Below are 25129 nucleotides of genomic sequence, written 5' to 3' on the forward strand. Positions count from 1 at the left end.
TTTGATTTATAGCGTAATGTGCCCAAAAGTTAGCATCAATCTAGTGATACTAATCGTTGGTATTCACACGCTGAATATTGACACCCAGGCTACGTAGCTTTTCTTCGACATGCTCATAACCGCGATCAATATGATAAATACGGTCGATTAAGCTCTCGCCTTCTGCAGTTGCAGCCGCCATCACAAGTGACATAGAAGCACGTAAATCTGTTGCCATAACAGGCGCCGCAGTGAAGTTCTCGACACCTCTTATCACTGCAGTATGACCATCAACTTGGATAGACGCACCCAAGCGATTAAGCTCAGGTACATGCATGTAGCGGTTCTCAAAAATGTTTTCGATAATGGTGCTGGTACCATCAGCCAGACAGCAAATCGCCATCAACTGGGCTTGCATATCTGTTGGAAAACCTGGATGTGGCTGAGTGCGAATATCGACCGGCTTTGGACGGCCTTTCATCTGCGCGCGAATCCAGTCATCACCTGTCGTAATCACTGCGCCCATCGCTTCAAACTTCTCAAGTACAGGATGTAATAACGACGCTGTAGTATTTTTAGTCAATACATCACCACGCGTCATTAACGCACCAGCAAGGTATGAGCCGGTCTCAATGCGATCAGGTACGACTGAATACTCACAACCGTGCAGGCGCTCAACGCCTTCGATGGTCATGGTTGAAGTACCGATACCGCTAATCTTAGCGCCCATAGCGACCAGCATATTGGCCAAATCAACCACTTCTGGCTCTAACGCACAGTTGCCTAGCACTGTTGTGCCGTTGGCCAGTGCCGCTGCCATGATGACGTTCTCAGTACCACCAACGGTAACCATGTCAAATGAGAAGTTACAGCCCAAAAGCTTGCCGCCTTTAGGTGCTTGTGCTTTTACATAACCGTTTTCTACACTGATTACTGCACCCATCGCTTCAAATGCTTTTAGATGCTGATCAACAGGACGTGAGCCAATCGCGCAGCCACCTGGCAGTGATACTTCGGCTTCACCAAACCGTGCCAGCAATGGACCTAACACCAGTATCGAGGCACGCATGGTTTTTACTAAGTCATACGGCGCATAAAAGTTATCAATGCTTTTTGTATCGCAAGTGACGGTATCATCCTGCTTTTGGATATCGATACCCATACCACCGATCAATTCAATCAATGTTCGCACGTCTTTTAGTGACGGTACATTATGCAATGTCGTTGGCGTCTCAGCCAGTATCATAGCAGCAAGTAACGGCAAAGCGGCATTTTTGGCGCCTGAGATAGTGACTTCCCCTGCGATACGACTACTACCAGTGATTAAAAATTGATCCATAAAGGTGACAACCTAGCAATGAGTATAAGAAATTATGAAAACCAAATTTATGAAAAGCGTCTATTAAAAAGATGCATTCTATAATACTTGGTCATGTATACAGCTATTTAATTAGCCTTTTGACTGAGCGTCCCACTCAGCAGGCGTTAGCGCTTGGATATTGAGGGCATGAATATCGCCACTCGCAATCTTATCATTGACTAGCGCATAGATAGCTTGCTGGCGTTGAACTGCACGTTTGCCTTCAAAGCTGGCATCAACCACGCGTACATCAAACTTATTACCTTGGTTGGCAGCTTGAATAAAAGCGTCTGGGAAGTGAGTCTGTAAAAATGCGATCAAATCGTCAGCGTTCATGCTCATAAATATTCTGCCTTAAAATTTAGAATAGGGTGTAGATTTAAAGTGGTGACATTATAACAAGAGTTTGCCTGTCTTACAGCACTGTCTTGCTCAAGTACATTGCAGTGCTCGAGCAAGACAATAGAGATGAGGTTGCACGTAACTATTGACACCGACTGCGTCTATATAGACTATTTGAGCGTTTCGTCTAAATACGCTAACACTTGCGCACGCACATCATTGACCCAGCGCAGCGGCGGCGCCATTGCGCCAATACTGGTGGCATGACTTGCGCCTTCGATTTCACCAGTCTCGACCGTGACACCTGCTTCTTTGAGTGCTGCTGTCATCTTGGTCGTATTGCTTTCATAGACTATTTTGTCTTTTTCTGCTGTCAATAACAGATATGGCGGCTGAGCACCTTTAATCTGACGATCCGGCATCACTTGATCTGGTGTGGCATCTGGAGCAAAGGCTGTCGCACTATCGAATTTACGAAAGTCATAGCTATAAGGACCTGCAATACCAACCACCGCTGCTATGTCTGTGGGCTTCATACCGTAAGGTGCCAAGAAGTCTTCATTGGCAATGGCGGCAACCGCATTGAACGCGCCAGCAGAGTGACCCATGACAGCGACACGTGATGGATCAGCATGTAAGCTTTCGGCGTTTTTTACACTCCAAGCAATTGCTTGGGCTGCATCTTTGACATAATCAGGATAAACATGCTCAGGGGCTTTGCGGTAATTAATTACTGCGGTGACATAGCCTGCTTGCGCCAAGCTTTGACCGACAAAGGCATATTGCTCTTTGTTGCCACTCTCCCATGAACCACCATGCACAAACACCACCATAGGGTAGTTATTGCTAATAGTGCTTTGTTCTTTCATGGCCTTTGCCAAAGGCTTAGGATAATAAATATCCAAGTCTTGTAATGGCTGATCACCATATAAGATGTCTTTGCTAACACTGACACCGCCACTAGAGGTAATGCCGTTGACGATAGCCAGCGGTGAAAATGCCTGTGCATTTTGTGTGGCTAGCGCAATACTACCGAACACTACTATCATCGCCCCACCGAATTTTAGCGTGCGACCTTTGTTGCTAGCGACATGACCATACGTACCTGTATCACTGAACGTATCTCTACTGGTGCTATCACTCTGTTGTGTGTGGTTTTTTGAATCCTTCATTGCCAGTATCCTATTATATTTATTAATAATGCGTAACGTCATTGCAGCTATTGTTTTATCCATTGTCTAAAAATGCGTTGCTACTTAAATATATCAGCGACCAATATGCTGTCTGTGCTACTTTTTACTATGAATATAGTACCTACTGACCCAATATTTCTCGTGCTCTTACTGTTATCTCTATTTAGGCTTATTGTGATTAAATTAAAAAATCTATTAGCAATACGAAGTTATCAGCAATACATAGAGCTATTGAAAACAGATACAGACAACCTGTTTTTATCTGTTCGTTTTTAGCCACTCATCGCTATGACTGAACAGCATGCGGTAAAATGTCGCGCATTAGCTGAGATACTTTATGGTTCTTTATAGAGCTCAATATAAGGACTCGATGAGGGTTGAGTAACAGTATTCCCATCTTCTGTGACGACTATAGGCGTTGCCGTGCTGACCGCCGTATCTACAATCACTGGTGTGGTAGTAGGATTGGCTAGGTTGTTTTCATACATAATATCGTCATTATTTATTTTTACGCCTGTGTTGTCGACTACCGTCGTTAGCAATACAAGTTCGGTGACACCAACCGTGCTGTTGGCAATATCGATCAGATGGCTCTGCTGAGTGGGTGTCATCCGCCCCATGATATACACCACACCATTATTGGTAACGGCTTTGATCTGCGATGCTTTCACGCCATCACTAGCAGCTACCTTTGCCAGTAGCTTTGAGGTGATGTAACCATCATGCACAGTTGAGCTGTAGCCCTTTGACGCACTTACTTCCATCTCGTTATAGACACGGCGCACATCTGGCATAGAGCTGATGACTTTTTCTACTTCTACTTTGAGCGCTTCAGTAGGTACTTCACCCGTGAGGAGCACTTCACTGTTAAAGCTATCGATACCCATACGACTGCTCTGCTGCAAGTCTTCTTTTAGACCATAGACATTGATCTTGGCGGTGTGTTCGATACTACGATCGAGTAGCCGCTGCGGAATCGTGCGCTCAGTCATTGGTACACCATAGGTCCCCTCTGTACTGTTGGTCAGATAGTTTGTGGCACAGCCCGTACTAGCAACACAGGCAGCAACCATAATACCTGTCGTGATACGACGTGAGGAACCAAAAATAGCCGTGCGCAAATGCATCCGTGTCATTACTTACCTCTTAGAACCTGATGGTATAAATTCAATAAATTTATATTTAATGGTGATGTGCTAAATTTTTTCAGTAGGCACCCTACTTAAGCTACCCTACTTAACATAGCTACTTTACTTAATTTTAATGATGAGCGGTTAGGTTTTTAGTAACGAGTATTGCTCGTAAAATACGGCCCAAGCTCAGTAAACTCTGGGCTTATGATTATCTAGCCTTATATTCAGCGCTTGTATGCTTATGCTTAACTACCATGCAGTAGCCGCAAAAGCGCCTTTTAACCACTCAGGTTGGCTGTTTGTACGATCTTCTTTTACCGTATTATAAGCAATAACATCAAATCGGCAATCATAATGGCTATACTCAGGGTGCTGCTGCAAAAAACATTGCGCTGTTTTGATCACTTTGCGTTGTTTACTGGGCGTCACACTGAGTGCTGCATCGCCATAAACCGAGCGCTTGCGTTGACGAACTTCCACAAATACCAGCGTCGACCATGCAGATCCTGCCTCTATCATAACCAGATCCAGCTCACCTACCGCTGGCTGCTGCCAATTCTGTGCAAGTAAGTCCATCCCCTGCTCTTGCAAAAACTCACAGGCACGCTGCTCAAACCAACTTCCTTGTCGTTGTCTTGGCGAGGTGAGCATCAACGGTTTATGATTGGTCATAAGAGTAATGTGTCTAATCAACATTTGAGAATTATCATAGCACAACATGCTAAACTAGCCACTTCTGCGCCGCCCACTCTCGATATCTATACGTTTGTTCATTCATTATTTGATTGAAGCGCGCCATAAATAGCGACTGTGCATAATGGCGCACTATTACTTTTTAACGACCCGAGGTTTTCATGTCTACTCTCACTACGATGCCGGCTTGTCTCTATATCGTTGCCACGCCGATTGGTAACTTGACTGACATGACCCCACACGCCATTGATGTGTTAAAACAAGTCGCTATTATTGCCTGTGAAGACACACGCACCTCAGGTAAGCTGTTATCGCATTTCGGTATTGATACCAAAGGCAATAAAGCTGACGAGGCAAAAGACACTGAGACTCATACTGCTAAAAGTAACGCTGACAGTGATGACACGACCACCAAGCAAAAAGGTCACAATAAGCTATGGGCCTATCACGAGCATAATAGCGCGATTCAAACGCCTAAGATTATTGAGATGATTGAACAAGGTCATTCGGTTGCCCTTATTAGTGACGCAGGTACGCCACTGGTTAGTGATCCAGGCTATCAGCTGGTGCAAGCGGCGCATGATGCGGGCGTGACCGTATCACCTATCGTTGGTGCATCCGCTGCCATTGGTGCCTTGTCAGTAGCAGGTCTGCCATCGGATCGATTTAGCTTTATTGGGTTTTTGCCTGCCAAGACCCACGGCCGTCAAAAACAACTGAGTGCACTGGTATCACGTACCGAAACTTTAATCTTTTATGAAGCACCGCATCGCATCGTATCTAGCCTAGAAGATATGGCAACGATATTTGGAGCCGATCGCGCGGTGACGTTTTGTCGTGAATTGACCAAAACCTTTGAAACGGTACACAAAAGCACCCTTGGCGAGTTGGTCGAGTTTGTCAAAGCGGATGACAATCAACAACGCGGTGAGATCGTCGTGGTCGTTGCGGGTGTCAACGTAGCAAAAGATAGCGACGACATCAGTACTCATGATAAGTTACTGCAGCGGTTACTAGAGGATCTGTCAGTCAAAAAAGCGGCAGCGTTGGCGGCTGACATCACTGGGGTAAAAAAGAATGCGCTCTATCAGCGTTTGCTAGAATTACAAGCTGAATAAGTCATAGGCTGAATAATTTCAACGATACAATTCATAGTAATAAATCGATCATAGTTATAAACATATTAAAGAGAGGTAAGCAATGTACGACGTAATGGCAATAGGTAATGCGTTGGTTGATCACGAGTATGTGTTATCAGATGCCGCACTAGAAGAAACCGAGCTGACTAAAGGCAATATGACCCTAGCAGAATTTGAAGAGCAACAGCAGCTCCTAGCATACTTCCAGCTTGCCAACATTGCCCCGTCAAAGCAGGCGGGCGGCGGTTCAGCAGCCAATACGATGTATGCCTTTGCAAGCCTAGGCGGCAAACCGTTCTATGCCTGCCGCGTGGGTGATGACGATCAAGGCGCATTTTACCTTAGAGATTTGCACGAAGCAGGCGTCTCCACTTCAAAAAAATCTATCCATGCAGGCGGTGTGACTGGCTCATGTGTGGTCGCTGTCACAGAAGACGGTGAGCGTACTATGCAAACCTATCTTGGCACCTCAAGCGAGATCGCTGCGGACAACGTCGACTTCGATGCCTTGACGCAAGCGGATTGGCTATACCTCGAAGGATATCTAGCGATGTCTGAGAGCATTCAGCCAGCGATGACGCAGCTGCGTCAGCAAGCAGGTATTCATAATGCAAAAATCGCGGTGAGTTTTGCTGATCCTGCCGTGGTGAAGTTTGCCAAAGAAGGCCTACTCAATATGCTAGGTAATAAAGTCGCGGTGATATTCTGCAACAGTGAAGAAGCCAAGCTATTTACAGATAAAAAGCAAGTCAAAGCAGCAGCGCGTGCCCTACTTGAGTACTGTCAGACAGCGGTTGTGACTGATGGTGCTAATGGCGCCATTATCGTGCACAAACCAAATGACGAGGCAGAGATTGAGGTTTATGACGTTGCAACGCCAGTAGTGGCTAATGTTATCGATACCAATGGCGCAGGTGATAACTATGCTGGTGCTTTCTTATATGCCTTATCGCAACAATTTAGCTTACCAGAATGCGGACGTCTTGCCAGCGAGATATCAGCGCAAGTGATTCAACAGTTTGGACCACGCCTGACCTCGCAAGATTATCGAGACATCGCGCAGCGTATACTTTAGTTCAGCGCATATAATAGCCAGCCTTATATTGATAAAATACAGTGTCAGGCGCACGCCTTTGTATATCTAAGCTGATCATCTCTACTTTATCACTGAACATATTTACATAAAAAAGCCCATATCAGACAGATATGGGCTTTTTTGTATTTGAATGAGCACCATTCAATTACGTTGCTTTTGCTTCTATGTTGCTTAAAAAAGCAAGCAGTTGCTGATGTTATGCAGCAGCCAGTGCCTGTGCAAGATCCGCTTTGATGTCTTCAATATGCTCAATACCAATCGACAATCGCACCATATCTTCACTCACGCCAGCTTGCTCAAGCTCTTGTCCATTCAACTGACGATGAGTCGTCGTTGCTGGATGACAGGCCAGTGATTTGGCGTCGCCAATATTGACTAATCGAGTAATCAGCTGTAACGCATCGATAAAACGCGCGCCTGCTTCAAGACCGCCTTTTACCCCAAAGGTCAAAATAGCAGAAGGTGTGCCATTCATATATTTTTTAGCAAGCTCATGTTCAGGATGATCAGACAGACCTGCGTACTTCACCCAAGCGACTTTGTCATGATCACGCAAATATTCTGCGGCAGCTTGTGCATTCTGTACATGACGCTCCATGCGCAGACTCAACGTCTGCATTCCTTGTAAGATACTAAATGCGTTCAGTGGGCTAAGCGCGGCGCCCGTATTGCGCAATGGCGCGACACGTGCGCGAGCGATAAAGGCAGGTGCGCCCACGTCTTTTACAAAATTCACGCCATGATAGCTATGGTCTGGGGTGTTCAACAACGGAAAACGCTCTGGGTAGTCGCCCCAAGCAAACGTACCGCTATCGACAATTGCACCACCAATTGATGTTCCTGTACCACTCATATATTTGGTCAATGAATGAATCACAATATCTGCCCCAAACTCAAACGGGCGACATAGCGCAGGCGTTGCCACTGTATTATCAATCACCACTGGCACACCATATTCATGAGCGATATCACTGAGCGCCTGAATATCTACGATATTACCTAGGGGGTTACCGATACTCTCTGCAAACACCATCTTGGTCTTATCATCGATCAAACCCCGAATCGCTTCTGGGTCTTTGTGATCAAAAAACCGCACCTCGATACCCTGACGCGGCAGTGCGTGCGCAAACAGATTGTAAGTACCGCCATATAGCGTCGATACAGCGACAATATTGTCACCTGCTTCACAGATAGTCTGAATGGCATAAGTGATGGCTGCCATACCAGAAGCGACTGCAAGCGCACCGATACCACCTTCAAGCGCTGCAACACGCTCTTCTAGCACCGCGTTGGTCGGATTCATGATACGCGTATAAATATTTCCAGCGACTTTGAGATCAAAAAGATCAGCACCATGCTGCGTATTATCAAACGCGTATGAGCTGGTGTGATAGATAGGTACGGCTACGGCCTTGGTTGTTTGTTCAACACTATAGCCAGCATGAATGGCTAGCGTCTCCAGACGCTGGTTGCTCTCTAGGTCTTGCTGCTGGACTGCTTGTTCGTCGCTCATAGTACATTCCCTTGTGTGCATAAAATGTATAGATCAAAAGTTAATGTTTAACAATGACTGATTAAAAACTACTGCTCGAAAGTCAGCGTTTCAATACGGTCTTAAAAAGCTATCTACCAAATCATATCAATAAAAAAAGCCAAGTTCATTAGAACTCGACTTTTTTATTAAATATAATACTAAAGCTATTGTTTGACCATTCAGATTTTATATGGTTGACAAGCTTTTATTTATAATAAGCGTTCTCTGTGCGCGTGTGGTCAGTATCATCAACCACTTGCGTCAGCTCTGGTATTTGCTGCTTGAGCTGCACTTCAACGCCTTGACGCAGTGTCATATCAACAGCCGAGCACCCTTGACAACCACCGCCGAATTTCAATACCGCCGTCAGACCAATGCCTTCTTCGTCAATCAACTCAAGCAATTGTACATCACCACCATGAGCCGCCAACCCTGGGTTAATCTCAGACTGTAGTACATAGTTGATGCGCTCTTCGACGCTAGCATCAGCGCCTACTTTAGGTACCTTGGAGTTTGGCGCGCGGAAAGTCAGCTGACCACCAAAACGGTCTTTATTGTAATCAATGACCGCATCTTCTAGATAAGGTACTGACGCCGCCTCAATAAAGGCAGAAAAGTCATCGTAAGTAAAACGCAAGTCAGCGCTGTCTTCTTCGCCCGGCTGGTTATAAGCCATGCAGCACTCTGCACGCGGCGTGCCAGGATGCTCAACAAAGATGCGTACACCAATACCATCGGTATCCTGCTTGGATAACAAATCTGCCAAGTATCCTTGAGCAGACTCAGTGATCGTAATGTTACTTTTCGCTTCAGCTTGCTCGGTATCTAATGCTGATTCGTAATCGGTAGACTGATCTGGTTGGTTTAGCTCACTCATAATATTTCCTATGCGTTATGACACAAATGCGATATCTATTATGGCTACTGTGTCGTGAATTTGAATTTTTAATGTCTAGCATTTATGTTGGTTGGTAAGTCATCAGTGACTGAGGTTTATTATTGTATGACACTGATCACCATATTTATGAAAGGACCACAATGTTTGTGAAATTCAATCCGTTTATGGTGGTCATTATACCTGAAACAAGTCACAATTCCGACTGTGCTACTGTGAATTGGACAGTGACCACGACAAATGGTTGACATTGATTTTTTTAATAGCAAAAACAATCCATTGGGGTCATGTTAGTACGCTGATCTAGACGCTACCCTATATATAAAGACAGACTGGTCACTTATCAAGCACTCATTGCTTTTCTAGCAGGTCACAGGTTTTATTCTTGTCACTCTACATTGCTATACAATCATCGGTATGGTTTTCATCACTGCTCTATAAATCAATTAAACTACCCTGCAAATAAATTAATGCATACGCCGCAATGATTAAGTCTATACCGAGCAAATAATTTAGTTTTGACGTACTATTAACCATTTGATGCGCTGTTTTTATGAGCCATGGATGGCGGTATATCAGTCGTGCGTATGCTTAAGATAGGATCACTTTTATGATGACACGGACGTTGCACTTAGTAACTACCAAAGATGATGAAGAAATTGCCGTTTGGAAGGTGGTCGATACGGCAGCAAGCGCTACTACGACAGAGGGTTTAGCCAATACTGGTTCTGACGTTACCGCACAAAATGTATTTTTGACACATGGTACGTTTTCAGACAAACAAACCTGTCTAAAAATCGCTGAGTATTTTGCGGGTTTGGGACATCATTGCTATATCATGGAATGGCGTGGTCATGGTGACAGCTCACAGCCAAAAGAGTCGTTTAACTTTGAAACTGTTGCCACTTACGACTACGAAGCGACTTTTCGTTATTTCTTTGAAGAATTAAAACTTGATAACCTACACTGCGTTACTCATAGCGGTGGCGGTGTTGGTTTGACCATGTTTCTTGTCCAAAACCCTAGCTATATCGATAAGGTCAACAGCATCAGTATGTTTGCCTGCCAAGCTTTTGGGGCGACGCTAAATTCAACAAGCTACGCGAAAATTCTCGCCGCCAAACTCGTTACCAGGCTAGTTGGTTTTATTCCTGCCAAATCACTCAACATGGGGCCCTTTAATGAAAGCTATCATACGATGACCCAGTGGTATGATTGGAATTTGCACAAAAACTTTAAAAGCAGCTTTTTGAATGCGGCAAGTTTTAGCCAAGGCGCTGCGCATGCAGACAGTATGAACGAGCCTATGCACCACTCAAAAAACGCTAGTAACGACTTTATCGACTATCGACAGTATATGCCACAAATCACGACCCCTATTTATTCTATCAGTGCTAAAGGAGATAATTTTATCTCCCCTACTCGCGGCTGCCAGTTGTTTTTTGATGGTTTTAAAAATTCGTACAATGTCTTTCGAGAATACTCGCTCAGTAACGGCGATTTAGATGACTACACACACAGTCGCATTATGATCAGTCGCAACGCAGCCACAGAGATTTGGCCAACAGTGACAGCATGGATAGAGAAGCATTCAGGTTAAAGCAAATATGCGGATTAGATGATATCGATAACGACACACCCCTAAACATCTTTGCACTTGTCATAAAGTCATGCGCTGTGTCAGTATTAGCGTCATCAATTTTTAATCAATAAAAATAAGTCGTAGGAAGTTGGCGTCTATGAGTGAATTATCAGAGCAACAGTCAGATAAGCAAAACCTGGATCAGAAAGGCAATAAACACTATCGTTATTTGGTTTTTATCGGACGTTTCCAGCCGTTTCATGCTGGACACAAGGCCGTTATTGATGAGGCACTAAAACGCTCAGACGATGTGATTATGCTGATTGGCTCTGCTAATCTACCACGCAGCTTACGTAATCCGTTTAGCGTCGCTGAGCGTGCTGCAATGATCAAAGGCGCTTATTCAGCAGAGGATGCTGCACGTATCCACTGTGTTGGTCTAGACGATGCACTATATAACGACACACGCTGGCTCCAGTATGTCCAAGCAGGCGTGAAATCTGTCACTGGTGACTTGCAGACAGATATTGGCTTGATTGGTCATTCAAAAGACAGCTCATCGTATTACCTATCGCTATTCCCTAACTGGGACTCTGTGTCAGTGCCCAATTATCAGAACCTATCTGCCACGCCGATTCGCGACAGCTACCTAATGGGTGCTACGCCGACGCCCGAGCGTACGCCTGAGTCGACACGTAACGTCCTCGACAAGTTCAAGCAAACCGAAGACTATCAGCAGCTGCACGAAGAAGCAGACTTCATCGATAAATACAAAAGACAATGGGAGTCAGCACCCTACCCGCCGACCTTTATGACGGCTGACGCGCTGATTGTACAGTCGGGACATATCTTACTGGTTGAGCGGCGCAGTATGCCAGGGCGTGGGCTTTGGGCACTGCCGGGCGGGTTTTTGGACCCAAAAGAGACGCTATTCGATGCGTGTATCCGCGAGCTGCGTGAAGAGACACGCCTCAAGGTCCCTGAGCCTGTACTGCGCGGCTCTTGCCACAGTCAGCATACCTTTGACGACCCGTATCGATCAGCGCGTGGTCGCACCATTACCCAAGCCTTTTATTTTCAACTCAAAAACGATCCAAAAGGATTGCCAAAAGTAAAAGGCGGCGATGATGCAACCAAAGCATTTTGGTTGCCACTCGCTGAGCTTGATGCCAAGATGATGTTTGAAGACCACTATGCGATTATTACCAAGATGGTTGGATTGTAGCCTGTTTTTAGACATAGCTTGTCTTAGTGACTGGTTGAGAGAATAGCTGCTAATTCAACCATCATTAGCGAGCGCACCATTCGTCCTCAAAATTTTATACCAGTGCCGATAGACGGCACTTAACCGCCGCTACTGCTTTCTAATTGTTTTTTTATTAAAGCAGCTGCGGCATCTCAAAGCAGAGGAGTTCTGTGATGTACACCAGCAATCTAAATAATTTAATCTTAAACAGCGACAGCTATAAGACCTCACATTGGGTGCAATACCCAAGCGGTAGTGAGTATCTGTCAAGTTACATTGAAGCGCGCAAAGGTGACTACGATGTGGTGTTTTTTGGCTTGCAAGCCTTTATCAAAGAATACCTAAGTACCCCTATCACCCATCAAGATATCGATGAAGCCGAAAAAGTAATTCAAGCACATGGGCTAACCTTTAATCGTGCTGGCTGGGAGCACTTGATCGAAAAACACAACGGCTACTTGCCACTGCGTATCGAGGCCATCCCCGAAGGCAGTATCGTTCCTGTGTCTAACGTGGTCTGTCAGGTTATCAATACCGACCCTGAGTTTTACTGGCTACCCAGCTATATTGAAACGGCACTATTACGCGCGATTTGGTACCCGTCAACGGTTGCTAGTGTCTCTCGCTACTGCAAAGACATTATCCGTCAAGCGTTAGAAAAGTCAGCGGACAACACAGAGTCGCTCCCGTTTCGCTTGCATGACTTTGGCGCACGCGGTGCCTCTAGTCAAGAGACCGTTGCGCTGGGTAGTTTGGCACATTTGGTTAACTTTGCTGGGACGGACTCGATGACAGCATTGGTTGCTGCCAGTCGCTGGTATCAGATGGGTGATGACATGCCTGCGTTCTCTATCCCAGCGGCTGAGCACAGTACGATGACCGCATGGGGACGTGATGGTGAGACCGCTGCTTTTCACAACATGATTGAGCAGTTCGGCGGTGAAGATAAAGCGTTCTCAGTCGTATCTGATAGCTATGACTTGTGGAATGCAATCGACAATATCTGGGGTGATACCTTAAAGGATGAAGTCAAAAATATGGGCGGCACCTTAGTCATTCGACCAGACAGCGGTGAGCCGACCAAAGTCGTTCGAGAAGCATTAGAGCGTTTGGCTGTGAAATTTGGTACGACGACAAACAGCAAAGGCTACAAAGTACTGCCCGACTATGTGCGTATCATCCAAGGGGATGGTATCAGTGCCCAGAGCTTGAGCAAAATTATTGATGTGGTGACGAAAGCAGGCTTTAGCGCCGAAAACGTGACTTTTGGTATGGGCGGCGGTCTACTACAACAAGTCAATCGCGACACTATGAGCTGGGCAATGAAGTCTAGCGCCATCTGTATCAATGGCGTATGGAAAGACATTTACAAAGACCCTGTCACTAGCCGCTCAAAACGCTCAAAAAAAGGGCGACTGGCGCTAGTAAAAAACGAAAGCGGTCAGATAGAAACCATAAAAGAACAAGACATAAGTGCCACAGCTGACAACCTATTACGTGATGTCTATGTGGACGGTCAACTACTAATCGAAGATAGCCTGACAACTATTAGGGAACGTGCGGGATGGTAGATACCAACAAACTAACAGCGGTTGCAAAAGACGTACTATTTGCCCCTGTATACTTTTATCAAGGTCGTAAAATCAAGCGTGATACGGTTCGTCTGCCTGAGCCACACGGTGAAAGGCATGGTATGGTTAAATTGCCGAAAGCAGATGGGTCGTCATCTGAAATAAATACTACACTTAACCTAATGGTCGTCGGTGACTCGGCAGCAGCAGGTGTCGGCAGCCAAACCCAGCAAGAGGCGCTGGTTGGCAAACTCATACCGATATTGGAGCAGCATCAGGTTATTCGGGCCAACTTTGCTCAGCTTAATTGGTCATTGCAGGCGACCACAGGTCATACCAGTTTTGATATTTTGCGCAGATTGTATGTCTTACCTGCTCCTGAGCAACCTATTGATGTGATGTTGTTGAGTGTCGGCGTCAATGATACGACTTCTAATGTCTCTGTACAAAAATGGCAGCAGCAGATCGAAGACATTATTAATATTGCACAGCGTAAATTCGGTGTCCGTGAGTTAATATTTTTGAGTTTACCACCAATGGCGCAAATGCCTGCAATCCCTGCCCCGCTCAATAATTTTGTGGGTGCAAAAGCCTCATTGCTTGATGAGATATTACAGCAAGTATGCGCAGCTCATAATGGTGTCCACTACATGGCAACTGACTTTGCCCGTATGATAGAGGAGCATGCAAATGGTGACCCTATCGATATCGCTGTGATGTTCGCGAGTGATGGCTTTCATCCCAGTAGCCTGATGTATGGCTACTGGGCGCAGCAGATTGTAGAGACGATGACTCAGTTATTAGACTCATCTACCGCTTAGACTGACTACTAAGCACACCTAAAAACAAGAGACTCAAAACAAAAAAAACCGCTGAATAGTCAGCGGTTTTTTATTGCTTGGCAGTATATATTTACACCATAAGGGTAAATTACTCAGCAGCGTCAGCAGCTTTCTTGCTACGGCCACCAAATGCACCAAAGCGTTTGTTGAAGCTTGCAACACGGCCTTCAGTAGACGTTTTACGTTGCTCACCAGTATAGAATGGATGCGACGCACTTGAGATATCAAGTGGGTAGTATGGGTATTCTTTACCTTCGTATTCACGAGTCGCTTTAGTCTTAGCCGTTGAGCGAGTCAAAAAGAACACGTCAGCGTTAGTGTCGTGGAATAAAACTTCTTGATAGTTAGGATGGATATCTTTACGCATAATATACTCTCTAGGTCCGATGTATGTAGGGCAGTGTCAATCAACATCATAAATGATGTCTCAAACAAGCGAACACATACGTAACTGAGGCACTAAGGACATTACAAGTATGGCAACTGCATCACTGGCTTATTCCAGCACCCAATACCACGCTTCTGCTCACTTAGCCTTTCCCCAGCGGGAAAATTAAACCGCGATTTTAACGCTTTTTTGACGCGGACGCAAGCTGCAGTTGTGATAGAGATATGTGATAAGTTGTCAATAATATAGCTACGGTCTTGAGATAAGCAATGTAATTCAGTACAATTATTTAGTTAGTAAAATTAATCTGTAGTATAAAATACTGTAGTTTATCTAAATAAATATGCTATGACTATGTCATTTATACTTAGCATATTAAACTACACAACTATGCGATATTGATCAGGTCTACAGGAAGTATCGCTCTACTCATTTATAGACAAGCTTAGATTTATAATCAAGCATGGAAAACAAATACTCAATAAGGACTATTCAATGATAAATATGACAATGAAAACTACTGCTAAAGCGTTATTCGTCAGCTCAGCGCTTGCTATCACTACTATGGCAAGTGCGGCACTACCAACTCAGTGGGAATTAGATAATTCACATACTCGTGTTGGATTTTCTGTGAGCCATATGGGATTCTCGACCACAATGGGTCATTTTAGTGATGTCGAGGGCACGGTGAATTATGATATGAAAGCACCAAATCAAGCCAGCATGGAATTTACTATTGCAACTGATAGTATCGATACCAATTGGGATGCTCGTGATAAACATCTAAAAACCGATGAATTTTTTAATGTCGAAAAGTACCCAACTATGACGTTCAAATCGACCCAAGTTAAATTTATCAACCCACAGCAAGCCAAAGTAACCGGTGACTTTACCTTACTCGGTCAGACCAAGCCACTGACACTGGATGTTACGTTAAATAAAATCGATAACAGCCCACTGACTAAAGAGCCCGTTGCTGGTTTTCGCGCTACTGGTACGATCGATCGCGCCGCTTATGGTATGACTGCTTACGCTAGCGGTATTACGACCAACGTCCCTATCCAAATCGACGGTGAACTGGTAGAGAAAAAATAAAGACAGACTTTGCTGAATATCTACGTTCGTCCTAAATATCAATTTTTAGTCGACGGTAACAAAAAAGCAGCACCTATATAGGCGCTGCTTTTTTATGTTTATATCAAACTATCGTAGATTATTTTGTTGGGATCACGTGCCAAACGTCAAGCTTATCGTCGCCATCTTTATCACCCATTTTGGTGTCATTGGCGTAGAAGTATAAAGGCTTACCATTCATGGCCCACTGATACTTACCATCTTCACGTTTGAATGCAGCAAACTGACCAGAAGCTTTTGCATTGCTTGGTGCTTGAAATATTGGCCACACAACTTGGCAGGCGCCGCCGCAAGCTGACATGTTCATTGAATCTTTATCAAAAGTATATAGTGTCATGTGATTGGTTGCGTCGACCAATACGCCGTTTTTACTAGCGACTGGCGCAGTATTATTGCTAGTGGCTCGCACCTCATGTGTACCTGACATGTCATTACCGACGACGCTCTTTAGCGTCGTACAACCTGTCAGTGCCAAAACGCCTGTTAGAGCAGATAACATCATGATATTTTTCATAGTAACTTCCTTGTCATTTTGATAATTGTAATAATAAATTTTATGAGCCGTTTTTATTTTCTGATATAAAAACTGGGCTTTAACCTCACTTGAGCGAAATAAATATAGCACACAGTTTTTCGCCATAACGGTCATCCATATACAAACTTACAAAAGTGGCTGAACTTTACAAAATGATTAAGTACGAGCATTTTCACTTAGCACCTTAACTCTACTATCTTGCTTCCTGCTTTGCCCTTCTGCCAAAAACCAATCTGCGGTTATAGCACCTCGTTGACAAAACTCATGCATCTACTTACGTATTTGTCATCATATTATCTACAGTTCTTCGTAAAATAGTCTTATGGAAGTGAAGAATGACTACACAATAGACTATGACATGATAGATAACATGCTCACTGCAACTCATACATAAATGTTGAACTTAGCGCCTTTCGCACGCATATCAATAGTTATAAGACATTACACGATTACACCGAGCATAGCCTGATGCAAATGCTACTAAGGATACAACGACGACAATGACTCAGTCTTCTAATAAAAATCGCGCTCACCTTATCAAACAAGACTCTGCAAAACAGGGTTCTGCTTTTGACTTGATGTCTCATGGAGGCAAAAACGTATCGCCTACAAAACGCGTTGGTATCTTGGGCGGCGGTACTGCAGGGTCAACGATTGCTATTCGCTTAGCAGCGCTAGGACTTGAAACTTACTTGTTTGAAAAGAAAAAATCACTTATTGATGGTCCACCAATGTGCCATTTGCATGCAGGTGGTAACTTATACCGTGAGATACCTGATGAGGATTGTGTGGCACTTCTCAAACAATGTATCGATATATTACGCCTCTATCCTCATACCATCGATGTTCGCCCCACTGTATTTGCGGTGCCAACACGCGATGAAGGGTTTCCTGAAGACTTGCTACCGCGCTTGAACACGTTAACAGACGCTTATCAAGAACTGATCGAGCAAGACGCTAACAATAAAGTATTGGGCGAGCCTGAAGACTACTATCAGCTCTATAGTCATGAACAGCTGCTAGAGCTCTCCAAACGTGAGCAAGTTGCCGTACCGAGCACAGTTGATGAATGGGTAATACCTGTTGCCAAATACCTAGACTTAAACAAAGTAAAATTTCCGTTGATTGTGGTACAAGAGTACGGCTGGAATATCTTTCGTTTGGCGGCCTCTGCGCAGTTAGCGCTTGAAGAGTATGACCATGCCCATGTCTTCACTGATACTACGGTACAAAAAGTAGTTCCGGTAGATTGTGAGAACTGCACCAACGCCGATCATCATGTTACTAAATGGCGTATTGACTATCAACAAGCTCATAACCAAGCTTACGATCAAGAGAACGCCTCTCAAACTGAGTCTATCGAAGTTGATTACCTAATCAATGCGTGCGGTTTTCGTACTGGCGTCATCGACGATATGGTCGGTGTAGAAGTCACGCGTATGGTTGAGTTCAAGTCTTCCTATGTTACCCATTGGGGCGATGCAGGTGGACAGATACCCGAGATTATTGTTTATGGTCAACGAGGTACGCCCGAAGGTATGGCACAGTTAACCCCTTACCCTGGTGGCTACTTCCAAATACATGGGATGAGTAAAGCGATCACTTTATTCGATGATGGTTTGGTCGCCTCTAACACTGACAGTGCTCAGCCCAAGCTACCACAGCAGTATGTACATTACATCGAAGATGGCTGGGACAAAGCACCGCTACAAGCGCGTAGTCAGCAAGCAATTGAATATGTGGCTGAGTTTGTACCGACATTCAATAGTGCGCGTACCATCGGTAACGCGCTATATGGCGGGCAGCAAATTCCTGGAGAAGATGATACCTTACGGGTGGCTGATGTCAGCCTATACTCTAATATACGCTACGCCCGTGCAGAAAATGTCAAAGCGTCTTCAACCCTGATCGCTGCTGATCAGATAGTCAATGAGTTGACAGAACTTGGACTAGTAGATAACGATACACCGATGAATCGTGGCCGTTATGCGCACGAATGGTCATATCTGACACACAACGATGGTGTGTCTGTCGATAAGGTGGCTCGCGTACTCGCTGAGCAGCGCGGTTTTCCAATAGCGATGGCAGATGTCAATCATAGTGTTCGCGAAGCGGTTTTGGACGATTTGTCACCGGCTGGTGCGTAGCCGTTATCGTTTATTGATAAGTTGTTACTTTGTCCATACGTAGAAAAAAGAGCAGACAACCTATATAGGGTTATCTGCTCTTTTTTTGTGCTCACTTGCAGTGTGCTTGCTTTCAATGTACCTGCTTTCAATGTACTAATGATGATTGCCATCATTTCAGATTGATAAGCGTATTTAGGTTATATACTGACAACCCTAGCGGTTACTGCCCGCCATTTTTTCTGTATCGACATCGTCTTTGATAGTCACGACGGTCTGTAACATGTCGATTGCCTCATCAATGGTATTGCATACTACTAGACGGTCTAAATCTTGCTGCTTCATAAAGCCTTGCTCAGTCGTATATTTTAGATGCTCGATCATACGGTCATAAAAACCATTGATATTTAAAATAATCATTGGCTTTTCGTGTTGGTACAACTGACGCCATGTAGCGATTTCCATGATTTCTTCTAGTGTGCCTAGCCCGCCCGGCAAGGTAATAAAAGCATCCGCGTACTCTGCCATGACTGTCTTTCGAGTATGCATCGTATCGGTCAAATGCAAGCGAGTTAGCTGCTCATGAGCAATTTCGTGCTTGAGCATGAAAGTTGGGATGACGCCCACGGCCTCAGCACCACCAGTGATGACTTCATCTGCCACAGCACCCATAAGACCGATACTGGCTCCGCCATACACCAATCCCATGCCATTATTTGCCAACGCACTACCTAACTCACGCGCCGCCTGCTCATAAATATCACTGTTACCCAAGCGCGAACCGCAATATACCGCGACCAATGGCATCGTCAATGCTGATTTATCCACTGCTTTTTCTATATCTGTGATGTCCTTACTAGTAATTACATCGTAAGTATCGTCATTTATTTTCATTTGCATACAGCATCCTTAATTTTTATATCAGGTTTTATTGAGTGCTTGTTATTGGTGAAGGTAAAACACCGACACCCTTCGTTTGTATTATCATGCACATTGTTTATAAAACGCGCTCAGCCAAGGTTTATAAAACTTGGAAGTCATATTTGAGCAACCGTCTCACCAGCATTTATCTTAACATAAGCAATGCTATCACACAGTCACAGGGATTTATCACTACGCAAAAACTACACTTTAAAGACATGTATTTGTGACACATCATAGTTTAATAATTATTATCTACCAATAAAAAAACACTAAGGTATAACGATGGATAATCGCGACGCTTCTTTGACTACAGACCACCCAAATTCTATCATCGATAACAACTTGATCAACGCTAATAGTACGGACAGCGCTACTGATATCGACATATACTCGCTAAGCATCATGACCGATCGCAATCAAGTACTGGCAGCTACAGTCTATCGTCCTAAAGAGGCGCCCACAAAAGCCATTATGATGGCGCCCGCTACCGGCATCAAGCGCCGTTTTTATCATAACTTTGCGACATATTTGGCACAGAGTGGCTTTGGTGTCCTGACCTTTGACAATGAAGGTATCGGCGAGTCATTGTCGACTGAGCTGGCAAAATGTAGTGCTTCTTTAATCAGCTGGGGTCGCCATGATATGCCAGCCGTACTTGATGCGCTACAAGATCAGTTCCCTAACGCGTCTTACCATCTCATCGGTCACAGCGCGGGTGGACAGCTCATTGGGTTAATGCCGAACCATGACGCCATCTCTTCAGTGTTCAATGTCGCCTGCTCATCAGGACAGATCAAAAACATGGGTATGCCCTATAAGCTCAAAGCGATGTGGTTTATGGATGTTTTTATTCCGACTACTAACTTAGCATTGGGCTATACACCTGCAGACAAGATTGGTATGGGCGAGCCATTGCCACGCGGCGTTGCGCGCCAATGGCGTGAGTGGTGCAATGGCGCAGGCTATATCAAAACCGCGTTTGGCAAAAGCATTCACACGCATTTTTATGATGAGCTCAGCACGCCAGCACTGTGGTTAGGCTTTAGTGATGATGATATCGCCAATAGTGAAAACATGGACGATATGATACGCGTATTTACCAAGATGCCTGTAGAGAAGCGCTTCTTAGACCCTGATGATTTTGGACTAAATCAAGTCGGTCATATGCTCTATTTTAGTGGTAAAACCAATGCCAAAGCACCAGAGCTTTGGCAAATGGCAGTAGATTGGCTGAGCAAAGGTGAATAGGCTTTAATTATTCACCTTCTTGGGTTTTCTCTGCTTCAATACGCTTCTTTAGAGCAGAGTATAGCGACGGCTGCATATTATGAATATTGCCTATCATCCATTTTACATAGCTGATAGGCACCTCTTTGATTGGTTTGCCTTTATGCTTACCAAACGGCATCTTACTCACAGGAGTCGCTTTGTTAGAAATCGCATGTGCCGCTGCAAAATCTGTCGGGGCAATCTCCAGTCGCTCACAGCATGCCTGATAAAGCAGATAGCACATTCGTGCGTCACCTAACGCGTCATGAGCGGCAATCGTCATGGAACCCGCCTCGCTCTTGCCCAACAACTGCTCAATGCACTTGGACTGACCATACGCGCGCCATTCTGGAAAAGCGGCGCGCGCCAGTCTCACGGTACAGATGAGCTTAGCAGAGGGACTACCAATTACTCGCCAATCAAAGCGTACGTTATGTCCGATCAAATACTCTGGTAGCTCAAATTGATCTAACTCAAAGCGCTCAAGACCAGCGACATCAGCATCCGTAATACCATGCACCTTGATAACCACAGGTGATATCGAACGACCACTGTTAAAATATTTCATCCACTCATATCCAGTAGCTACGTTGATCGTTGCGACTTGAATCGGCCTCGGATCACGGCCTTGATCGGTTTCAGTATCGATGACAAGCGCCGTCTCAGCCATAGTAGAGATATCAGCCGTGTTAAAAGCATCATTCATAAGAAGTTAACCATCCATAGCACCGTCATCGCTCAACAACAGTGTTAAGTAGATAACGTTATATTTGCTGTGCTTGTGTTTAATGACACCTGTATTTATGGGGATAAAATCCATAGATAACAATGCTATACACACCTTTGTATACAGGGCTTTTATAATAAAGTCTTATATCGTATAAAACAAATAAGAGACCTCAATGCTAGCAGATGAAAAAAACCAACAACCCAAGCCTTCTATTTTTGGGCGCGTGTTGAGCGTACTGATTAGAGCAGTGGTATTGCTTGGGCTGTTATTTGTGTTTGATAAGCTGCTGCCCGATATCAGCCAACAGACCCAATCATTTGTGGTCGCCAAATGGCAACAGATGAGTTTGCTGCAGCAAGAACTGCCGACAGAAGATAGCTTACCCAGCCCACTACCAGGGCAAAACCTGACGGATACGTGGGGCGCAGCACGCAGTCAAGGGCGCTCACATGAAGGTATCGATATCTTTGCAGAACGAGGAACACCCATACAGTCAACCACGCAGGGTATCGTGAGCAAGGTTGGCGAAAATACTTTAGGTGGCCTCGTGGTCGTCGTAGTAGGACCGGGCGGTGCAGGACATTATTATGCTCATCTAGAGGACTATGCTGATATCTCTCCCAATGATTGGGTCAATAAAGGTGATACTATTGGCTACGTGGGTGATAGCGGCAATGCAAAAGGGACACCGCCGCATGTACATTATGGTATTTATATTAACGGCAGTGCTGTGAACCCCTACCCGCTTTTACAAAAGAATTAAGCATAATGTATAAAAAGCTCTAATAGCATGTATCAAGAGAGGTGCTAGGGCGTGTCCCTATTTTAAAAATGGTGATAAAAATGAAATAAATCGCAGGCTAACAAGGAAAATAGTGCAGACAATATCGAGATATTGACCAGCTATTTGACGCCGTTTGCCAAAGATTTAGCCATTTTTAGCCCATTCAATGATAAGCGTTTGAATTAGGGACACGCCCTAGTTTGCGGTGACTGTACGCACATAAGTGGCTGGAAATACCACACTAAATGTCGAACCCTCACCCTCTATTGATTCAATCTGTAGCTGCGCTTCGTGTTGATGCAGTACGTGTTTTACGATAGCTAACCCCAGACCTGTACCACCTGTGGCACGGCTGCGACCTTTATCAACACGGTAGAAGCGCTCCGTCAAACGAACAATATGCTCTGGTGCTATCCCCAATCCGTCGTCTTCGACTGCAAACCGGCATCCATCTGATGTTCGCGTCCAACTGATAGTAATATTGCCACCTTTTGGTGTGTATTTTATCGCGTTGATCACCAGATTGGACAATGCGCTGTTTAAGTACATCTCTGATCCATATAGACCATCATAGGTGTCTATATGTAGATGAATGATGTGCTTATAGGCTTGGTTATAGGCTTGCGCATCATCATAGATATTGGTGAGTAGCTTGGTCATATCTATAGCATTGACTTCGTGCGTCTCTTCGATCTCAATTCTAGATAAAAGCAGCAAGTCATTTACGATTCTATTCATACGCGCGGTTTGCTGAGTCATGAGCTCAAAACCACGGCGCCAATGGGGCGGCATATCTGGCTGATCCGTAAAGTTTTCTAAGTAACCGGTCATGACGGTCAATGGTGTGCGTAGCTCATGAGAGACGTTTGCCACAAAGTCTTGGCGCATTTGCTCTAAGTGCTTTAAGCGCGTCACATCATAAATAAATAGGAGTTTTTCATCACCAAAAGACGTGAGCTCAAATTTTAGGTAACGGCTAGGGTCGCGCCATGACTCTATGTGGATACCATCATTGGGCAGTGTGGTGTCTTCATAATACTGGTGAAACTCTGGTATGATAATAAAATCAAAGACACTCTTCCCTTTATCATCTTTCTGCAAAGACAATAGATCCTGCGCCGCCTGATTCCACCATCCTAAGCAATCATTCTCATCGATTAAAATCACCGCGTCTCGTAGTGCTCGCAGTGCGCTTCTGATTTTTTGTAGCTGCTCTGCTTCATGCTGGGCAGAGGTGTTTTCTGGGGTATCTTGCTGATGGCTGTTACGGGTTTTTTTGTGTTGTGCTGGCACTGTCTTGTCCATTTCTTATCCTTACCACTATCCGCTATTTTAGTATTCCAGCGACCTTATGTATGCAAGACTAGCTTGGTTCAATAAGACTAGAGAATCGATAGCCTGTACCGCGTACCGTCTGTATCAATGTATCGCAGTCATGAGGACGCAAGAGTTTACGCAGACGCTTAATATGTACGTCGATGGTGCGATCTTCGATGTATACGTTGCCGCCCCAAACCTGATCGAGGAGCTGCGTTCGTGTATAAGCGCGCTCTGGATGACTCATAAAAAACGCCAATAGACGATACTCTGTCGGACCCACATCGATGACTTTTCCGGCGGCGGTCACACGCTGACTTTTGGTATCTAGACTCAACTGACCGATTTCAATAGGCTTGTCACTACTCATCGCACTACTACGGCGCAATACCGCTTTGATTCTAGAGATCAGCTCACGGGTTGAAAAAGGCTTGGTCATATAGTCATCTGCACCCGCATCGAGTCCATAAACCTTGCTGTCCTCTTCACTTTTCGCCGTCAACATAATGACTGGTATCTCAGAGAGCAGCTCATCGTTCTTTAGCATACGACAAAAATCAACGCCGCTTTTGTCTCCTGGTAGCATCCAATCTAACAAGATCAGCGACGGTCTATGATCGACCACTTGCTGGTGCGCCTCTGAGACATCAGCGGCTTGCAGGCTCTCAAATCCAGCCATTTCTAGCGTCATCACAACCATTTCACGAATCGCAGGTTCATCTTCAACAATCAAAATTTGCTCGTTATACATATGACATTCTCAGTGTTAGAGGGCAAAATTTAGCATGTAAAAAGGCGATAAATACTCACCAGTCTTTATCTATTAAACGGATTAATTATGACAGCTTGATGACACTCTAGTGTCAGATCTCCAGTAGAAAATTTAGGGGTCCGTCATTGACACTAGCGACTTGCATGTCAGCGCCAAACTGACCAGTGGCGACGTTTGGGTACTGTGTTTTTGCATAATCTATAAGTTGCTCAAACAGTATTTGAGCCGCATCAGGTGCCATTGCACCACCAAAATCAGGACGGCGACCTTTGTCTGTTTTTGCCATCAAGGTGAACTGCGACACCAATAACAAACCACCGCCTGCCTGCTGGACATCTTTATCTAGTTTACCAAATTTTGTAGGATCTTCATCATTTTCAAAAATACGATACGTGAGAATTTTATCAATCATTCGCTGAGCCGTACTCAGACTATCCTCGTGTCCCAAACCAATATAAGCCAGTATTCCATGATCTATTTTGCCAACACAATGCTCATCGATAGTCACACTAGCCCGCCTGACTCGTTGTATAAGTGCCTTCATT

Annotated in this window: 24 protein-coding genes; 10 read left to right on the forward strand and 14 right to left on the reverse strand. The window is 44.7% G+C overall.

Features of this window, described 5'->3' with window-relative positions:
• Positions 1–49: 49 nt before the first annotated feature.
• The 5 genes from murA to ACTXGL_RS11990 form a co-directional block, all read right to left on the reverse strand.
• Complete coding sequence (murA, locus tag ACTXGL_RS11970) at positions 50–1318, reverse strand: UDP-N-acetylglucosamine 1-carboxyvinyltransferase (RefSeq protein WP_443526988.1); 1269 nt, start codon at positions 1316–1318, stop codon at positions 50–52.
• Between the two features lie 111 nt (positions 1319–1429).
• On the reverse strand, positions 1430–1675 hold the full coding sequence (locus tag ACTXGL_RS11975; RefSeq protein ID WP_178379289.1) for a BolA family protein: 246 nt from the start codon (positions 1673–1675) through the stop codon (positions 1430–1432).
• Between the two features lie 176 nt (positions 1676–1851).
• On the reverse strand, positions 1852–2853 hold the full coding sequence (locus tag ACTXGL_RS11980; protein WP_443526989.1) for an alpha/beta hydrolase: 1002 nt from the start codon (positions 2851–2853) through the stop codon (positions 1852–1854).
• A 356-nt stretch (positions 2854–3209) separates the two neighbouring features.
• Positions 3210–4010, reverse strand: a complete 801-nt coding sequence (locus ACTXGL_RS11985; protein WP_443526990.1) for a BON domain-containing protein — start codon at positions 4008–4010, stop codon at positions 3210–3212.
• Between the two features lie 246 nt (positions 4011–4256).
• A complete protein-coding gene (locus ACTXGL_RS11990) occupies positions 4257–4727 on the reverse strand; it encodes a YraN family protein (RefSeq protein ID WP_443526991.1) in 471 nt (156 codons plus the stop codon).
• A gap of 134 nt (positions 4728–4861) precedes the next feature.
• Here ACTXGL_RS11990 and rsmI point away from each other — a divergent pair, with 134 nt between their 5' ends.
• Positions 4862–5818, forward strand: coding sequence for a 16S rRNA (cytidine(1402)-2'-O)-methyltransferase (rsmI, locus tag ACTXGL_RS11995; RefSeq protein WP_443526992.1), 957 nt, complete (start codon positions 4862–4864; stop codon positions 5816–5818).
• Positions 5819–5900: 82 nt separating this feature from the next.
• Entirely contained in the window at positions 5901–6914 is a 1014-nt protein-coding gene (locus ACTXGL_RS12000) for an adenosine kinase (protein ID WP_443526993.1), read from the forward strand.
• 217 nt (positions 6915–7131) lie between these two features.
• Here the strand turns inward: ACTXGL_RS12000 and ACTXGL_RS12005 are convergent, their stop codons facing one another.
• Together ACTXGL_RS12005 and nfuA are read right to left on the reverse strand one after the other, a co-directional pair.
• Positions 7132–8448 (reverse strand): O-acetylhomoserine aminocarboxypropyltransferase/cysteine synthase family protein, encoded by a 1317-nt coding sequence (locus ACTXGL_RS12005; protein WP_443526994.1) that lies wholly within the window; start codon positions 8446–8448, stop codon positions 7132–7134.
• Between the two features lie 226 nt (positions 8449–8674).
• Positions 8675–9346, reverse strand: a complete 672-nt coding sequence (gene nfuA / locus ACTXGL_RS12010; protein WP_443526995.1) for a Fe-S biogenesis protein NfuA — start codon at positions 9344–9346, stop codon at positions 8675–8677.
• A 628-nt stretch (positions 9347–9974) separates the two neighbouring features.
• Between nfuA and ACTXGL_RS12015 the strand changes: the two genes are divergently transcribed.
• From ACTXGL_RS12015 to ACTXGL_RS12030, 4 genes are all read left to right on the forward strand, one after another.
• Complete coding sequence (locus ACTXGL_RS12015) at positions 9975–10964, forward strand: alpha/beta fold hydrolase (RefSeq protein ID WP_443526996.1); 990 nt, start codon at positions 9975–9977, stop codon at positions 10962–10964.
• A 139-nt stretch (positions 10965–11103) separates the two neighbouring features.
• A complete protein-coding gene (locus tag ACTXGL_RS12020; protein WP_443526997.1) occupies positions 11104–12171 on the forward strand; it encodes a bifunctional nicotinamide-nucleotide adenylyltransferase/Nudix hydroxylase in 1068 nt (355 codons plus the stop codon).
• Between the two features lie 194 nt (positions 12172–12365).
• On the forward strand, positions 12366–13763 hold the full coding sequence (locus tag ACTXGL_RS12025) for a nicotinate phosphoribosyltransferase (RefSeq protein ID WP_443526998.1): 1398 nt from the start codon (positions 12366–12368) through the stop codon (positions 13761–13763).
• Positions 13757–14584, forward strand: a complete 828-nt coding sequence (locus tag ACTXGL_RS12030) for an SGNH/GDSL hydrolase family protein (RefSeq protein WP_443526999.1) — start codon at positions 13757–13759, stop codon at positions 14582–14584. Before ACTXGL_RS12025 ends, ACTXGL_RS12030 begins: the two co-directional genes overlap by 7 nt.
• A gap of 109 nt (positions 14585–14693) precedes the next feature.
• Here the strand turns inward: ACTXGL_RS12030 and ACTXGL_RS12035 are convergent, their stop codons facing one another.
• On the reverse strand, positions 14694–14972 hold the full coding sequence (locus tag ACTXGL_RS12035) for a type B 50S ribosomal protein L31 (RefSeq protein WP_057761772.1): 279 nt from the start codon (positions 14970–14972) through the stop codon (positions 14694–14696).
• Between the two features lie 516 nt (positions 14973–15488).
• Between ACTXGL_RS12035 and ACTXGL_RS12040 the strand changes: the two genes are divergently transcribed.
• Complete coding sequence (locus ACTXGL_RS12040) at positions 15489–16088, forward strand: YceI family protein (protein WP_443527000.1); 600 nt, start codon at positions 15489–15491, stop codon at positions 16086–16088.
• 118 nt (positions 16089–16206) lie between these two features.
• On the opposite strand, the gene ACTXGL_RS12045 is transcribed toward ACTXGL_RS12040, so the two are convergent.
• A complete protein-coding gene (locus ACTXGL_RS12045) occupies positions 16207–16641 on the reverse strand; it encodes a COG4315 family predicted lipoprotein (protein ID WP_443527001.1) in 435 nt (144 codons plus the stop codon).
• 599 nt (positions 16642–17240) lie between these two features.
• Here ACTXGL_RS12045 and ACTXGL_RS12050 point away from each other — a divergent pair.
• The gene (locus ACTXGL_RS12050) at positions 17241–18809 is read left to right on the forward strand and encodes an FAD-dependent oxidoreductase (protein ID WP_443527044.1); all 1569 of its coding nucleotides are present in this window, start codon (positions 17241–17243) and stop codon (positions 18807–18809) included.
• Between the two features lie 195 nt (positions 18810–19004).
• Here the strand turns inward: ACTXGL_RS12050 and ACTXGL_RS12055 are convergent, their stop codons facing one another.
• A complete protein-coding gene (locus ACTXGL_RS12055; RefSeq protein WP_443527002.1) occupies positions 19005–19688 on the reverse strand; it encodes an LOG family protein in 684 nt (227 codons plus the stop codon).
• Between the two features lie 306 nt (positions 19689–19994).
• Here ACTXGL_RS12055 and ACTXGL_RS12060 point away from each other — a divergent pair, with 306 nt between their 5' ends.
• Positions 19995–20960: an alpha/beta hydrolase family protein gene (locus ACTXGL_RS12060; protein WP_443527003.1), complete on the forward strand. Its 966-nt coding sequence runs from the start codon at positions 19995–19997 to the stop codon at positions 20958–20960.
• Between the two features lie 7 nt (positions 20961–20967).
• Here ACTXGL_RS12060 and ACTXGL_RS12065 read toward each other — a convergent pair whose 3' ends face one another.
• Positions 20968–21687, reverse strand: coding sequence for a 3'-5' exonuclease (locus ACTXGL_RS12065; RefSeq protein ID WP_443527004.1), 720 nt, complete (start codon positions 21685–21687; stop codon positions 20968–20970).
• 196 nt (positions 21688–21883) lie between these two features.
• On the opposite strand from ACTXGL_RS12065, the gene ACTXGL_RS12070 reads away from it, so the two are divergent.
• Positions 21884–22474: a M23 family metallopeptidase gene (locus ACTXGL_RS12070; protein WP_443527005.1), complete on the forward strand. Its 591-nt coding sequence runs from the start codon at positions 21884–21886 to the stop codon at positions 22472–22474.
• A gap of 216 nt (positions 22475–22690) precedes the next feature.
• Here the strand turns inward: ACTXGL_RS12070 and phoR are convergent, their stop codons facing one another.
• The 3 genes from phoR to dtd form a co-directional block, all read right to left on the reverse strand.
• Positions 22691–23800: a phosphate regulon sensor histidine kinase PhoR gene (phoR, locus tag ACTXGL_RS12075; protein ID WP_443527006.1), complete on the reverse strand. Its 1110-nt coding sequence runs from the start codon at positions 23798–23800 to the stop codon at positions 22691–22693.
• A gap of 58 nt (positions 23801–23858) precedes the next feature.
• Positions 23859–24563: a phosphate regulon transcriptional regulator PhoB gene (gene phoB, locus ACTXGL_RS12080; protein WP_319051026.1), complete on the reverse strand. Its 705-nt coding sequence runs from the start codon at positions 24561–24563 to the stop codon at positions 23859–23861.
• Positions 24564–24675: 112 nt separating this feature from the next.
• Positions 24676–25128 carry a D-aminoacyl-tRNA deacylase gene (gene dtd / locus ACTXGL_RS12085; RefSeq protein WP_443527007.1) on the reverse strand — a complete coding sequence of 151 codons (453 nt, stop codon included), beginning with the start codon at positions 25126–25128 and terminating at the stop codon, positions 24676–24678.
• Position 25129: the final 1 nt, after the last annotated feature.

This window comes from Psychrobacter sp. T6-6 (genome assembly GCF_052258185.1).
Classification (GTDB): Bacteria; Pseudomonadota; Gammaproteobacteria; order Pseudomonadales; family Moraxellaceae; genus Psychrobacter.

Bases quoted from the DNA above. Each gene is read 5' to 3' on its own strand.
- murA (WP_443526988.1), bottom strand. From the start codon at position 1,318: ATGGATCAATTTTTAATCACTGGTAGTAGTCGTATCGCAGGGGAAGTC.
- ACTXGL_RS11975 (WP_178379289.1), bottom strand. From the start codon at position 1,675: ATGAACGCTGACGATTTGATCGCATTTTTACAGACTCACTTCCCAGAC.
- ACTXGL_RS11980 (WP_443526989.1), bottom strand. From the start codon at position 2,853: ATGAAGGATTCAAAAAACCACACACAACAGAGTGATAGCACCAGTAGA.
- ACTXGL_RS11985 (WP_443526990.1), bottom strand. From the start codon at position 4,010: ATGACACGGATGCATTTGCGCACGGCTATTTTTGGTTCCTCACGTCGT.
- ACTXGL_RS11990 (WP_443526991.1), bottom strand. From the start codon at position 4,727: ATGTTGTGCTATGATAATTCTCAAATGTTGATTAGACACATTACTCTT.
- rsmI (WP_443526992.1), top strand. From the start codon at position 4,862: ATGTCTACTCTCACTACGATGCCGGCTTGTCTCTATATCGTTGCCACG.
- ACTXGL_RS12000 (WP_443526993.1), top strand. From the start codon at position 5,901: ATGTACGACGTAATGGCAATAGGTAATGCGTTGGTTGATCACGAGTAT.
- ACTXGL_RS12005 (WP_443526994.1), bottom strand. From the start codon at position 8,448: ATGAGCGACGAACAAGCAGTCCAGCAGCAAGACCTAGAGAGCAACCAG.
- nfuA (WP_443526995.1), bottom strand. From the start codon at position 9,346: ATGAGTGAGCTAAACCAACCAGATCAGTCTACCGATTACGAATCAGCA.
- ACTXGL_RS12015 (WP_443526996.1), top strand. From the start codon at position 9,975: ATGATGACACGGACGTTGCACTTAGTAACTACCAAAGATGATGAAGAA.
- ACTXGL_RS12020 (WP_443526997.1), top strand. From the start codon at position 11,104: ATGAGTGAATTATCAGAGCAACAGTCAGATAAGCAAAACCTGGATCAG.
- ACTXGL_RS12025 (WP_443526998.1), top strand. From the start codon at position 12,366: ATGTACACCAGCAATCTAAATAATTTAATCTTAAACAGCGACAGCTAT.
- ACTXGL_RS12030 (WP_443526999.1), top strand. From the start codon at position 13,757: ATGGTAGATACCAACAAACTAACAGCGGTTGCAAAAGACGTACTATTT.
- ACTXGL_RS12035 (WP_057761772.1), bottom strand. From the start codon at position 14,972: ATGCGTAAAGATATCCATCCTAACTATCAAGAAGTTTTATTCCACGAC.
- ACTXGL_RS12040 (WP_443527000.1), top strand. From the start codon at position 15,489: ATGATAAATATGACAATGAAAACTACTGCTAAAGCGTTATTCGTCAGC.
- ACTXGL_RS12045 (WP_443527001.1), bottom strand. From the start codon at position 16,641: ATGAAAAATATCATGATGTTATCTGCTCTAACAGGCGTTTTGGCACTG.
- ACTXGL_RS12050 (WP_443527044.1), top strand. From the start codon at position 17,241: ATGTCTCATGGAGGCAAAAACGTATCGCCTACAAAACGCGTTGGTATC.
- ACTXGL_RS12055 (WP_443527002.1), bottom strand. From the start codon at position 19,688: ATGCAAATGAAAATAAATGACGATACTTACGATGTAATTACTAGTAAG.
- ACTXGL_RS12060 (WP_443527003.1), top strand. From the start codon at position 19,995: ATGGATAATCGCGACGCTTCTTTGACTACAGACCACCCAAATTCTATC.
- ACTXGL_RS12065 (WP_443527004.1), bottom strand. From the start codon at position 21,687: ATGAATGATGCTTTTAACACGGCTGATATCTCTACTATGGCTGAGACG.
- ACTXGL_RS12070 (WP_443527005.1), top strand. From the start codon at position 21,884: ATGCTAGCAGATGAAAAAAACCAACAACCCAAGCCTTCTATTTTTGGG.
- phoR (WP_443527006.1), bottom strand. From the start codon at position 23,800: ATGGACAAGACAGTGCCAGCACAACACAAAAAAACCCGTAACAGCCAT.
- phoB (WP_319051026.1), bottom strand. From the start codon at position 24,563: ATGTATAACGAGCAAATTTTGATTGTTGAAGATGAACCTGCGATTCGT.
- dtd (WP_443527007.1), bottom strand. From the start codon at position 25,128: ATGAAGGCACTTATACAACGAGTCAGGCGGGCTAGTGTGACTATCGAT.